Source organism: Brevibacterium sp. NPDC056726 (genome assembly GCF_042790515.1).
GTDB lineage: Bacteria > Actinomycetota > Actinomycetes > Actinomycetales > Brevibacteriaceae > Brevibacterium > Brevibacterium sanguinis.
On record NZ_JBHTYZ010000003.1, the window covers coordinates 260,930 to 273,734 of the forward strand.

Genomic DNA, 12,805 nt, shown 5'->3' on the forward strand with positions numbered 1-12,805 from the left:
ACATGAGGGCCGAGGTCTGCAAGGATGGCCCTAGGCCTGCGGTGATGGACGCTGCAGACATGACCTTGTTCCCCGATCGACTGGAGCCCGCGATGAGTTCGCCGCAATACCCCAACGGCCAGGGAGTGCCGCCGTGGCATGACCAGAACGCGCCGAATGCAGGGCCGAACAATCAGCCGCCTGCGGGACAGGCGGGAGCCTACGGCGGTCAGCAGTTCGGCGGTCAGCCCGCCGGCGCCGGACAGTACGGTTCCGGCCCCGGACAGTACGGTCCCGGGCAGGGCGGTCAGCCGGGACAGTACGGTTCCGGACAGCCCGGAGCTGCCCAGGCCGGATCGGGTCAGTACGGATCTGCCCAGTACGGTTCCGGTCCATCAGCGTACGGGCCGCCCGCCGGCGGCCAGCCCGGTGCTCAGCCAGGGCCTTATGGCTCGGGCCCCTCCCAGTACGGGTCAGGTCCGGCTCAGTACGGTTCAGGACCGTCGCAGTACGGTGCGGGTCCGGGACAGTACGGCTCCGGACCGTCGCAGTACGGCTCCGGACCATCGCAGTACGGGTCGGGTCCCGCCCAGTTCGGGCCGGGAGCGCCCGGGCAGCAGCGACCACGGCGCTCGGGTCCCGGCCTCATCGGCCCGCTGACGCTGCGTGATCTCTTCCTGCTCTTCGCGGGACTGCTCGCTCTCATCGTTCTCTTCGTCCCGTTCAAGAGGTTCGAGTTCATCCCGCTGCCGCTGTGGTCGTGGAACATCGATGCGATGGGCACTCTCGTCTTCAATGTGCTCGCGATCCTCCTCATCGTCGCGGCGGTGCTCGTCAACAAGCTCGGCAACGGCGGCCTGCGGGTCGGATCGCTCGGTATCGACCAGTTCATCTCCGTGCTCGCCGCCGTCGCGTTCACGTACGCGTTCGTCGATCTCGTCACCTCGGTGCCGTACTGGCATGTCGGTGCCTACCTCGCGTTCTTCGCCGCTCTCGTGGCGTTCTTCGCCGGGGTCTTCACGATGCTGCCGTTCTTCGGCAAGGAATTCGACGCGCGCGAGAGCGTCCAGGCGCACCCCAAGGCGCGACCGGTGGGCAAGCGGGCACAGCACCCGGCTCCCCAGGCCAATGTGCCCGGCGCTCAGGCTGCCGCATTCGGCAGCGCACCCGGCCAGGACGGCTGGGGCGCACAGGGCCAGCCGGGACCGCAGGGTCAGTTCGGTGCGCAGGGCCAGTTCGGTGGACAGGGCCAGGAGCAGGTTGGTGGCCAGTCGGGTCAGTTCGACAGCCAGTCCGGGTCGGGCTCATTCGACCCCCAGGGCCAGCAGCAGTTCACCGCGGATCCCACGGCACACGGACAGGGATACGGTGCCACCGGCGCCTCCGACCAGCCGGGGTATTCCGCCCAGCCCACCGGCGGCGAACAGGGACACGCAGGGCGTCACTCCTACCCGTCGTCGGACTACAGCGGTTCCGCGGGGCGGTCGGATTCGTCCTTCGCCCCGCCGGCTGCCGGATCCGAGGAGCAGTCGGTGCAGAGCACCGGGTCGGGACAGACCTACCTCGGCGCTCAGCATCCGCGCGATCCTCAGCATTCGCAGAGCGAGCCGACCCAGACCTTCGGGTTCGGTGCGCAGCGCGAGGAGGAGTCGTGGGAATCGGAGACCGTGGTCTCGGACGAACCGCTCGTCGGCGATGATCCGACCGGTGCCGGGGCCGCCGGAACCGACGGTCGCGCAACCGACGCCGGCCAGGGTGACCGCCGTGATTCCGGCCAGGATGACCACCGTGGCTCCGACAATGCCGGTGTCGCCGCAGGTGCGTCAGTAGCCGCCGGGGCTGCCGGTGCGGCAGTCGCTGCCGGGGCCGCCTCGACGCGATCCGGCGACGTCTCGACGAGTGACAGCGCCGGAGCAGACGGTGTGCCTGCCGACCGGGCTGCCTCGGAAGCCGGCACCGCCGACCGTGGTGGTGCCGACAGTGCTGTCTCTGACGGTGCTGTCGCGGGCGGCGACACCTCGGATCGGTCCGCCGAGCGCGGACCCGATGACACCGTCGCGATCAGCAAGGCCGTGAGGAACGACGATTCGGCGGACGCCGGCTCGGAGCGGATCACCTCGGTGTCCGAACGTCGCCGCGGACGCCACGCCGCACCTGACGCGGACTCGGCCACGACCGCCTCGGCGACAGGAGAATCGGCCACGTCAGGGTCGGCCTCGACGGCCACCGAGGCGGCACGCGGCACCGGGCAGACGGATGCGGAGAGGTCGGCGACGGCCACGAGCTACGAATCCGCAGGGGACCGAACGCCCGCTGATTCCGAGACCACCGCAGCGGCCCGGTTCGCCGACGGCAACACCGTGGCCTCCTCGACAGCGACCGGCGAGGACGAGCCGGGTCCCGGTCCGATGGGGATCTTCGTCGGCGGCCCCGGCGGTGTGACCGAGGAGAGCACCGAGACGACCGTCGTCGACGAGACGGCGACCCCGGACGGCGATGAGACGAACATCCGCACGACGGAGGCGACCGTCGTCACCGCTGACGGACACATCGATGAGGCGCCCGGCGCCGATCCGACCGGCACCGATGTCGCCGACGACCGCCGGTCGTCGGACTCCTCGAGCTCCGCGACGGGAGCTGCCGGCGCGACGACCGCGGCCGCGGGCGGCTCCGCAGGTGGAGACTCGGCGACAGCTGGCCCGTCGGCCGGCACGGACGCCGATGTCACCCGGGATGATGACGCGACTGCGCGATTCGACGCGGCCGCCGTCCGGGACGTTGCCGCATCCGGTGGCGACCGCACCGCAACCGCGGGCACGGACGCTGATCGCACGGAAACCGCGGGCACCGACTCTGCCCGCACGGAAGCCGGGGCGGACACTGCCCGCACGGACACCACCCGCTCCGCCGCCCCGAGCGAGCGCGACGGTGCTGCTGGCAGCGGAACCAGCGAGCGGACGACTCCGCCCGACTCGGACGAGCCGACGCAGTACGTGCCGATGGCGAACTACCGGGAGGACTCCGACAGGGACACCCGCACCGGTGCGCCTGCGGCCGGCACGGGTGCCTCGTCCGACGACTCGGCGTCGACCGATGCGGCTGCCTCGGGCGACCGCAGCGGTGCGGACGAGGGTGAGCGGGGGGTCATCCAGGCCTTCTGGTTCGCCGTGCCCGAGCCGCGGGAGGCCGTCGACGAGAAGACCGGCCTGCCGGTGTTCACGATCTACCCCGGCGAATGGTTCCTCGCGCTCGAGGACCGCGGAACGACGTTCACCGTCCGCGATTCCGACGGCAAGGAAGGCCTGCTGCGCAACATCGAGGGCATCCAGCGCGGCTGACTCGTGTGCTGGGCCTGTGGACGGGCCGGGCACTCAGCGCGGGTCGATCCCGCCCGGGCTGCCCACGCTCAGCGCCGTCACCAGCGGTGATGCGCACATCGTCGCCGAAGGGGCGGCTCCTGTGACTCAGATGCACAGGAGCCGCCCCTTCTCCGCTCTGTCCACAGGCCCGCGCCCGACCCTGGCGGGGAGGGGGCCGCCGGGGTCAGGCTGTGCGCATGCAGATCGCCCTCATCACCGACCTCGGCGCCATCACCGAGGAGTGCGCCCGCGTTGCCGAGAGCATCGGCATCGAGCTCACGGTGCTCCCACCGGACTCCGGCGGCTGGCAGGGCGCGGCGCTCATCCTCCTCGGCGAGGACGTCCGCGAGGTCCCCATGACCGACCGCGCCGACCGCATCCTCGTCGTCCTCGACGGAGACGAACCCGCATCGGCCTGGCGGCGGGCCGCGACCCTCGGTGTCGAACAGCTCGCGATGCTGCCCTCGGCCGCGGAATGGCTGAGCCAGCGGATCATCGCCGCCGTCGAACCCCCGGTCACTCCCGGTGTGACCGTCGGCATCGTCGCCGGCTGCGGGGGAGCGGGCGCCTCGGTGCTCGCCAGCGCCCTGGCCAGACGCGCTGCGAAGGAGGTCTCGACGGTCCTCGTCGACGCCGACCCGCTCGGCGGCGGACTCGACCTCGTCCTCGGCGCCGAACAGGTGCCCGGCCCTCGCTGGGCGGACCTCAGCGCCTCCCGCGGCCAGCTGCGTCCCTCGGCGCTGCGCCACGCCCTGCCCGTCCACGACGGACTCGCGATCCTCTCCTGGGGACGCGATGACACCCTCGATCTCGCCCCGGAGGTGTTCGACGACGTCCTCGCCGCCGCCGGTCAGGCCTTCGACCTCGTCATCGTCGACCTGCCCCGCCACGCACCGCCGCAGTGGACGCGGCGCTGCCACCACGTCCTCCTCGTCGCCCCTGCCCGGGTCCGCTCCGCCGTCGCCGCCTCACAGGTGGCCAAACGGCTCTCCCACTCCCACCCGGATGTGCGCTTAGTCGTCCGGGAGACCGGAGCCGGCGGCCTCGACTCCGACCTCCTCGCCGACTCGATCGGACTCGGCCTGGCCGGCAGCATCCGCGACGATCGCGGACTCTCGGCCGCCGTCGACCGCGGTGAGGGCATCCCCGGCGGGGCGCGCCTGGGCCGCCTCGTCGATCGGCTCCTCGGGGAGTGGGTCGGATGAGCGAATGGCTCGACGCCACCCTCGTCGCCGAGGTCCGCAAGACCCTGCTTGACAATCCCGGACCGGTGACGACCGCCGCCGTCGCCGAGGCGGTCCAGCGCACCGGCCGGGTGCTCGGTTCGGCGGCCCTCCTCGATCTCGTCACCCGCCTCTCCGCGCAGCTGTCCGGTGCCGGCCCGCTCCAGGCCGTGCTCGAGGTGCCCGGCACCACCGACGTCTTCGTCAACGGGCCGCGTGAGATCTTCGCCGACACCGGATCCGGGCCGACCAGCCTCGACCTCTCCCTCGGCTCCGAGGACGACGTGCGTTCGCTCGCGGTGCGCCTGGCCGCGCTCGGCGGGCGTCGCCTCGACGATTCGAGTCCGTTCGTCGATGTCCGCCTGCCCGACGGGGTGCGGATGAACGCGATCGTCCCTCCGATCTCCGGGGACCACACGACGATCTCCTTCCGGGTGCCTCGGCGGGACGGGTTCACCGTCGCTGACCTCCTCGGCGACGGCTTCATCCCGGCCGCCGTGCACGACCTCCTCGCCGAGGCGGTGCGCTCGCGGGCGAACATCCTCATCTCCGGGGGCACGGGCACCGGCAAGACCGTCCTCCTCGGCGCGCTCCTCGGACTCGTCGACCCCGCCCACCGGATCGTCGTCGTCGAGGACTCCCGCGAGCTCATCATCGGCCACGGTCATGTCGTCCAGCTCTCAGCGCGGCAGGCCAACGTCGAGGGCGGGGGCGAGGTCACGCTCACCGATCTCGTCCGCAACGCCCTGCGGATGCGCCCGGACCGCCTCGTCGTCGGGGAGTGCCGCGGCCCGGAGGTCAGGGACATGCTCACCGCGCTCAACACCGGGCACGAAGGCGGGTGCGCGACGATCCATGCGAACACCGCCGAGGCGGTCCCCAGTCGCCTGGCCGCGCTCGGGGCGCTCGCGGGGATGAGTCCGCAGGCCGTCCATGCGCAGTTCGCGACCGCGATCGACCTCGTCGTCCACCTCCGCCGGGTCGGCTCCGACCGCGGGCTCACCGAGCTGGCGATCCCGACCGGGCCGGAGGGGGAGACGATGACGATGGAACCGGTGTGGGGTCGACCCTCCCCGCGGTCGGCCGGGGAGTTCAACCGGCGTGCGCTCGCCCGCTTCGAAGCCGTCCTCGAGACGCGGTCGGCATGATCGTCCTCACCGTCGCCGTGCTCATCGCCGCCGGGATCGTGCTCGCGGCCCCACCCGATCCGCGGGCGCGCTTGGCCCAGCTCCTGGCGGCAGACCCTCGCCGAGGCGGCCCGCCGGGACCGCGATCACTGGCGCGGCGCGGACGGGAGGAGGCCGAGGCCGACCAGCTGTGGGCGATCGGGGCGGTGGAGAGCTGCGCGCATCTGCTCAAGGTGGGGATGACCCCGCAGGCGGTGATGGCGACGCTGGCCGGGCAGGACGATCGCCTTCGTCCGATCTCCCGGGCGATCGCGCTCGGTGACGATCCCGGGCGGGCGATCGCCGCCCGCGGTCAGGGTCTGCCCGCCGCGGCCGCCGAGGTGCTCACCGGGATGGCTGCGGTGTGGACGGTCTCTGAGCGGTCGGGGGCGCCCGCGGCCGACATGATCCTCCGCTACGCCGCTGCTCAGCGGGATGCCCTCGATGCGAGCCGGGAGCGGCGGATCGCGATGGCCGGACCCCGTGCCACCGTGCGGGTCCTCAGCTGGCTTCCCCTCATCGGCATGGGCCTCGGCCTGCTCATCGGCGTCCGCCCGCTCGCGCTCCTCACCGGTCTGCCGGGGCAGCTGAGCATCGGCGGCGGCATCGTCCTCTACGCGCTCGGCCGGTGGTGGATGATGCGGATGATGACCCGGGCGGAGCGCTGAGGGACGATGGCTGCGATCCTCGTCGGACTCCTCGTCGCCGCGGCCGTGCTGCTGTGGACCGCCCGCCCCGCGGGACGGCTGGAGATGCTGCTCAGCGGTGGTGTCCGGGCGGGCCGCCGGTCCGGTCCCGGTCCTGGGACGACCGGTCTGACGGCCGGTCAGACGGCCGGTGGGGCTGCCTCGGCGAGGAGCGGGGACGGGGGCACCGCCTCGGCGAATGAGCGGACCGCGGTCGCCGACGAACAGCTCGCATTCGACCTCGACCTCGTCGCGATCTGCCTCACCGCCGGACTGCCGATCCCTGTGGCGCTCACCCTCACCGCCGAGGCGACGGGCGACCGGTCGGGGCTGCTGCGGATCGCACGGGCGAAGACGATCGGCGGTGACGACCTGTCCGAGGACGACCGGCTGCGACCGGTCCTCGACGTCTTCGTCTTCTCCGAGCACACCGGGGTCGGACCGGCCCCGCTCATCGAAGCCGTCGCCGGGGAGCTGCGGGACTCCTCACGGCGCAGGCGGCAGGAAGCGGCCGCCGCACTCGGGGTGCGCCTCGTCGTGCCGCTCGGCGTGTGCATCCTGCCGGCGTTCCTCCTCCTCTCCGTCGTGCCCGTCGTCATCTCCCTGCTGACCGATCTCACCTCGGTGTTCTTCTGACTCGGTGCCGGGGCAGACAGTTTCGCTCAGCGGTTCATCGTGGACTCCTGCGCCAGTGATCCATGCGCCGGTGATCCACGCGGTGGGGGACGCGGCTCGCAGCTGGATCGGACCCCTCGGAAGCTCTTGATAAGGTCGCCCCATGCCTTCAGTTCCACCGTTCCACTGCCTTGACGATGTCGACGAGGCCGCACAGTACGCGCAGAGCCTCTTCGCCGGGCAGTCCGTTCGGCTGCGTCCCCTGCGCGAGGAGGACCTGCCGTACCTTGAACAGTGGTGGTTCGATCCCGCAATCGTCGTGCTTCAGAATGCCACCGTTCTGCCGCGACCCGAAGGTGCGGTGTCTGAGCAGTTCCTGCAGTGGAGTGCGAATACCGACAGCAGCTCCGTGGGCTTCAGCATCGAGCTCATCGAGAGTGGTGAGTTCATCGGTCACGTCACGCTATTCGGGCGCAACGCCATCAACCAATCCGCCACCCTGGCGATCATCCTCGGACCTGAATTCCACGGGCGCGGCTATGGCACCGACGCCGTCCGTCTGACCCTGCGTTACGGCTTCCTGCAGCTGGGACTAAACCGTGTCGAGCTGCGCACCTGGGCCTTCAACACTCGCGGGATCGCCGCATACGCGAACGCCGGATTCGTCGAAGAGGGCCGCCTGCGCGAGGCGGTGTTCTTCAACGGCCGCCGCCACGACGAGGTCATCATGGCGATCCTGCGCGACGACTGGTCCGGCTGACTCGCAAGAATGTTTCTGGGCGCAGCTGCCGGTCCGAGGGGGCGTCCCGGGATCGGGACGCCCCCTCGGACCGGCAGCTGACGAGGTTCGGCGGCAGGGCACCTGAAGCGTGAGCCGCCGGCCTCTGATGCCGACCTCAGCGCTTGATGCCGTGGCGGTCCATCGTCACCGGTCGCGAGGTGTGCACCATTGCCGGGCCGGACTTCGGGGCGACGATGAGCGAGAGGACCGTGATGAGCGCGACGACGATCCACAGGAAGCCCAGCGGCAGGACGCTGCCGGCGAAGGCGACGGCCAGGGCCGCTGCGACGGTCGGGGCGAGCCCGCCGAGGGTCGAGGCGATGTTGTAGACCAGCGCGGTGCCCGTGAAGCGCACGGCCGTCGGCAGGCGCCGGGCGATGAAGGCCGCGAACGGTCCGTAGAGAGCGCCCTGGATGATGACGTTGCCGAGCACGATCGCGAGCACGAAGCCCCACACGGTGCCGTTGCTGAGCATGAGGAGGATGGGGATCGCGAGGACGCCGCCGGCGATGGCGCCCATCATCAGCACCTTCGTCGTGCCGATCCGGTCGCTGAGGCGGGCGAAGAGGACCGTGGTGAGCATGAGGCCGAGCGCTCCGCCGGCCTTGAGGTAGAGGGAGTCGGAGACGTCGACGCCGTTCTGGGTGGCCAGGGCGAGACCGTAGACGGTGACGATCTGCTGGGTGAAGACCATCGAGGTGTAGACGCCGACACCGATGAGGATCGTCTTCAGGTGCTTGCTGAAGACGTCGAGGATCGGCAGGCGCTTCTCCTTCTTCTCCTCCTCGAGCTGCTCGAACAGCGGCGACTCGGTGACCTTGAGGCGGATGATGAACGCGGCGACGACGAGGACAGCGCTGAGGAGGAACGGCACGCGCCATCCCCAGACGAGGAAGTCATCGCCGGAGATGACGGCGGTCGTCGCGACGACGAGGGCGGCGAGCACGGTGCCCGCGGGACCGCCGGAGACGGCGATCGCGCCGGCGAAGGCGCGGCTCTTCTCCGGGGCGTGCTCGACGGCCATGAGGGCGGCTCCGGTCATCTCACCGCCGACGGCGATGCCCTGGAGGACGCGGAGGAAGACGAGGGCGAAGACACCGAAGTAGTTGCCGTCCTGCGTCGTCGGCAGCAGGCCGATGCCCACCGAGGCGACGCCGATGAGGGCGAGGGTGAAGACGAGGATCGGCTTGCGTCCGATCTTGTCGCCGAAGTGACCGAGGATGATGCCGCCGAGCGGACGGATGAGGTAGCCGACGGCGAGCGTGGAGAACGACGCGAGCAGCGCCCCCTGCGGGCCGAGACCGGAGAAGAAGAGCGGCCCGAAGACGAGGCTGGCCGCCGTCGCGTAGAGCATGAAGTCGTAGTACTCGAGCATCGTCCCCATGAAGCCGGAGGCGAGCACGGTGCGCACTTCCTTGGGGTCCGGGGTGTGTGCGGGCGGATTTTCGGGCAGGGGTGCAGAGGGCTGGGTCACGGGATTCTCCTCGGATCGTGCGGAATTCTCTGCCAGGAGTGCAGATCGTCGAACGTGCAGGCAGGCATCGGCGCAGGGTGGAGCGTCAGCGCGGTGTGCGGCGACGGTGCGGGTGCGGTGGCCCGGTGGTGCGGCCGGTCAGTGGTGCGCTGGGTCGGCACCGTCGTGATGGTGATCCGGAGTCGCTCGCCGAGGTGGCGGCTCCGAACCGGTGTCAGCGCAGGATGAACTCGTCTCGGTCGTGTGGGATGGATGCCCGCGAGTTCCGAACCGCGGACAGCTGCGCCTGGATGCTCGACCGGTTGTTACCGGGAACGATGTGATGGAGGAGGAGCTGCTTGGCTGAAGCGGAGTCAGCCACCCTCAGTGCATCGGCGACAGTCGTGTGGGACCTCAGGTGGTGGGCCCGTGAGGCGCGGGCGACGGGGTCGGTCGGCGAGCCGTGGACGGCGTCGATCCACTCTTCGTCGATCGCCTCGTGGAGGAGGATGTCGGCATTGTCGGCGAGCGCGATCATGTTCGGGGTGAACGTCGTATCCCCGGAGATCGCAACGACGCCGTCATCGGTCTCGATGCGGAAGCCGAACGCCGGTGCCACGGGTGGGTGGAGTGCCAGGGTGGCGAGGACTCGGACGCGATCGTCCTCGTAGATCGCGAACGGTCTGATCTCCGGGGCCGGATCGTCATCGGGGTGATAGCCGATGGTCGTGGGCACCGCGATGTCGGAGGCGGTGAAGAGCTGCTTCGCGGTGGGTTTGAGCCCGTCGAGGTAGCGGTCGTTGAGGTCGGTGGCGAAGGCGCGGAAGAGCAGGTCGACCATGTCTGCGGTGCCCGGCGTCGGCTTCTCCGGGTAGAGCGGGGTGCGGGCGGCCGTGCCGTCGGACGCTGCGGCGTGCTCCGACAGAGGAGGGGGTGTGCCGCGGTCACCGGGGCCGATGATACGGATCGGGTCGCTGTTCTCGCTCTTGGCTTCGTAGCTGCTGAAGAGGAGCAGGCTCGGGAGGGCGGCGACATGGTCGGAGTGGAGGTGGGTGAGGAACATCGCCCGCATCCGCTCCATCGGCAGGCCCGCCCGGACGAGGTTGCGGCCGGTGCCCGAGCCGGCGTCGATGAGGTAGAAGGCGTCGCCGACGACGACGGCGGTCGCAATGCCCGAGGGCTCTTCGGAGGCGGTGGCCGGCCACCAGCGGGGTCCGCCTGCCACGCCCAGGGTGATGACGCGGGTGGCAGTGGAGCTGGTGGATGGCATGGTGGTGACCTCTCGTCGGTGTCGGGGTTTCATCCAGTGTGGCCGAGGTCATAAAATTGATCCAATTAATTAAATGTCGAACGCACATAGGGAATCTCAATGAGCGACATCACGCTGCGCCAGCTCGAATACTTCCTCGCCGCCCTCGACGACGGGTCGATCACGGCTGCGGCGCGCACGTGCAGCGTCACGCAGGCGACGGTGTCGACGGCGCTCAACGAACTCGAGCGGGCCGTGGGCACCCGTCTGCTCGTGCGCAGTCGCACGGCCGGGGTTCGGCCGACGAGCGCGGGGACGGCCCTGGTGTCGCGGGCCCGGGCGATGCTCGATCTGGCCCGCGAGATCCCCGACGTCGCCATGGGGGACCAGTCGACGATCGTCGGTTCGGTCCGGGTCGGGTGCATCTTCCCGCTCGGGCCGTATCTGCTGCCGCAGCTGATCAGTGATTTCGCCGAGGCGCATCCCGGGTTGGACATCTCATTCACCGAAGGGGCGACCGGGGATCTGCGGCGAGAGCTCGACGTCGGTCGCCTCGATCTCGTCCTCACCTTCGGCGGTCAGCTTCCGCCGACGGTGCCGGCGCAGGAGATCGCGAGCTTCCGCCAGGTGATCCTCCTCGCGGCCGACCATCCGCTGGCCGGCCGCAAGGAGATCGCCTTCCGCGAGGTCGCCGAGATGCCGGTCATCCTCTTCAACCAGCCGCCGTCGCGGGACAGGGTCGAGGCGATGATCCGCGGGGCCGGAGTCGAGCCCGATGTCCGCTGGGAGAGTGCGAGTCCGGAGACGGTGCGCGGACTTGTGCGCCGGGGGCTGGGCTATTCGGTGGGCAACATCGGCTCGGAGGCCGAGGGCCGGGACTCCGACGACGGCATCGCCTACATCCCCATCGATGATCCTCAGGCGCCGAACTCGATCGTCGCCGTCTACGAGACCGGGCATCCGGTGCCGCGGCGGGTGAGCAGCATCGTCGACTACTTCATCGAGCAGAGTCCGACCTGGGAGTGGCTCGCGTACTGACTTGCGTGCAGTCGCCTGTGGACGAGTCGCGAACTCGTGTGCGCTGGGCCTGTGGACGCTCGAGCGGAGTCCACAGGGGTGTTCTCGGGCCTCGACCTCCGCGGTGCTCGCTGACCAGTCTGGAGGTCCGTCCGCGCAGAGTGTGCGGAACCGTCCTCGAGGAGGAGACCATGAGCACAGACACCACCGGCACAGACACATTCCGCACAGGCACCGCGCCGACTTATCCCGCGTGGGGGAGTGGACCCGCACCGGCGGCCGGCGGCGATTCCGTCGGTTCCGGGACGAGCGCCGACACCGCGTCGTCGCTCGAATCGGCGCCGCGAACCGACCGCCTGCCGGCCGACCACTCCGGAGCGGATGACCACCTCGACGGTGCGCTGCGGGCAGACGCGGGGTGGGGTGCCGACACCGGGGCGACGACGGCGGAGTACGCGATCACCACGCTCGCGGCCTGCGGCTTCGCCGCGCTTCTCGTCGTCATCCTCAAATCGGAGCCGATCAAGGAACTCGTCACCGGCGTCATCCAGGCAGCCCTCGGCCTCGGCGCCTGACATGCGCGCGCCCGGGTCCCGCGGTCACGACGACGCCGGCACGGCGACCGCGGAGTTCGCCGTCGTCCTCCCGGCCCTCGTGTTGCTCGTCGTCGTGCTCGCGGGAGCCGCCGCCGTGGGATTCTCCCAGCTGAGAGCCTTCGACGCCGCGCGGTCGGCCGCACGTGAGATCGCTCGCGGCGAACCGCGGGCCGCCGTCGTCGACGAGGCGAAGAAGCACGCGGGTACGTCCTCGACGGTCACCGTCGGCACCGACGGCGGGTATGCGACCGTGACCGTGACGATCGCCCTGCCCGACGCGATCTTCTTCCTCGACGAGGTCAGCGCCGAGGCGACGGCGCGTTCCGAGGGCGGACGGGGAGACGGGTCATGACGAACATCGTCATCGGGCTGTGCGGGATGATCGTCGCCTTCGTCACGGCGATCGGGGCCCTCAGCCAGGCGTTCGTCGCCCACAGCACGGCTCAGGCCGCCGCCGATCTCGCAGCGCTTGCCGCCGCGGACGCCGCGCGGGGTCTGACCACCGGCGACCCCTGCGAGACGGCGAAGGAGGTGGCCGAGCGCAACGGTGCGACGCTGCGGGACTGTCGGGCCTCGAGCGCGCAGCAGAGTGCGTTCGTCGAGGTCGACGTCGACATCCCCGGTCCTCTGCCGGCGGTGCGGGAGGAGGCTGTGGCGGGACGGTAGGGAATGGGCTGTCGT

General features: G+C 70.6%; 12 protein-coding genes. 10 read left to right on the plus strand and 2 right to left on the minus strand.

What is annotated here, in order from left to right; all coding sequences use genetic code 11:
- The first annotated feature begins 92 nt into the window (after positions 1-92).
- The 6 genes from ACFQ91_RS07510 to ACFQ91_RS07535 all read left to right on the plus strand — a co-directional run bounded on the left by ACFQ91_RS07510 (position 93) and on the right by ACFQ91_RS07535 (position 7,788).
- Positions 93-3,317, plus strand: coding sequence for a hypothetical protein (locus ACFQ91_RS07510; RefSeq protein WP_198500664.1), 3,225 nt, complete (start codon positions 93-95; stop codon positions 3,315-3,317).
- A 218-nt stretch (positions 3,318-3,535) separates the two neighbouring features.
- The gene (ssd, locus tag ACFQ91_RS07515; RefSeq protein ID WP_137826959.1) at positions 3,536-4,543 is read left to right on the plus strand and encodes a septum site-determining protein Ssd; all 1,008 of its coding nucleotides are present in this window, start codon (positions 3,536-3,538) and stop codon (positions 4,541-4,543) included.
- Positions 4,540-5,709, plus strand: coding sequence for a TadA family conjugal transfer-associated ATPase (locus tag ACFQ91_RS07520; RefSeq protein ID WP_198500665.1), 1,170 nt, complete (start codon positions 4,540-4,542; stop codon positions 5,707-5,709). The genes ssd and ACFQ91_RS07520 overlap by 4 nt, the downstream gene beginning before the upstream one ends.
- Positions 5,706-6,395: a type II secretion system F family protein gene (locus tag ACFQ91_RS07525; protein WP_198500666.1), complete on the plus strand. Its 690-nt coding sequence runs from the start codon at positions 5,706-5,708 to the stop codon at positions 6,393-6,395. The genes ACFQ91_RS07520 and ACFQ91_RS07525 overlap by 4 nt, the downstream gene beginning before the upstream one ends.
- A gap of 6 nt (positions 6,396-6,401) precedes the next feature.
- Positions 6,402-7,049, plus strand: coding sequence for a type II secretion system F family protein (locus ACFQ91_RS07530; RefSeq protein WP_198500667.1), 648 nt, complete (start codon positions 6,402-6,404; stop codon positions 7,047-7,049).
- A 142-nt stretch (positions 7,050-7,191) separates the two neighbouring features.
- On the plus strand, positions 7,192-7,788 hold the full coding sequence (locus ACFQ91_RS07535) for a GNAT family N-acetyltransferase (RefSeq protein ID WP_198500668.1): 597 nt from the start codon (positions 7,192-7,194) through the stop codon (positions 7,786-7,788).
- Between the two features lie 136 nt (positions 7,789-7,924).
- Here the strand turns inward: ACFQ91_RS07535 and ACFQ91_RS07540 are convergent, their stop codons facing one another.
- Entirely contained in the window at positions 7,925-9,283 is a 1,359-nt protein-coding gene (locus tag ACFQ91_RS07540; RefSeq protein ID WP_232623848.1) for an MFS transporter, read from the minus strand.
- A 214-nt stretch (positions 9,284-9,497) separates the two neighbouring features.
- On the minus strand, positions 9,498-10,532 hold the full coding sequence (locus ACFQ91_RS07545) for an MBL fold metallo-hydrolase (RefSeq protein ID WP_198500669.1): 1,035 nt from the start codon (positions 10,530-10,532) through the stop codon (positions 9,498-9,500).
- A gap of 99 nt (positions 10,533-10,631) precedes the next feature.
- On the opposite strand from ACFQ91_RS07545, the gene ACFQ91_RS07550 reads away from it, so the two are divergent.
- From ACFQ91_RS07550 to ACFQ91_RS07565, 4 genes are all read left to right on the plus strand, one after another.
- Positions 10,632-11,549: a LysR family transcriptional regulator gene (locus ACFQ91_RS07550; protein WP_198500670.1), complete on the plus strand. Its 918-nt coding sequence runs from the start codon at positions 10,632-10,634 to the stop codon at positions 11,547-11,549.
- Positions 11,550-11,719: 170 nt separating this feature from the next.
- Positions 11,720-12,103, plus strand: a complete 384-nt coding sequence (locus ACFQ91_RS07555) for a DUF4244 domain-containing protein (protein ID WP_198500671.1) — start codon at positions 11,720-11,722, stop codon at positions 12,101-12,103.
- A 1-nt stretch (position 12,104) separates the two neighbouring features.
- On the plus strand, positions 12,105-12,476 hold the full coding sequence (locus ACFQ91_RS07560) for a TadE family type IV pilus minor pilin (protein ID WP_198500672.1): 372 nt from the start codon (positions 12,105-12,107) through the stop codon (positions 12,474-12,476).
- The gene (locus tag ACFQ91_RS07565; protein ID WP_198500673.1) at positions 12,473-12,790 is read left to right on the plus strand and encodes an Rv3654c family TadE-like protein; all 318 of its coding nucleotides are present in this window, start codon (positions 12,473-12,475) and stop codon (positions 12,788-12,790) included. The genes ACFQ91_RS07560 and ACFQ91_RS07565 overlap by 4 nt, the downstream gene beginning before the upstream one ends.
- Positions 12,791-12,805 lie beyond the last annotated feature (15 nt).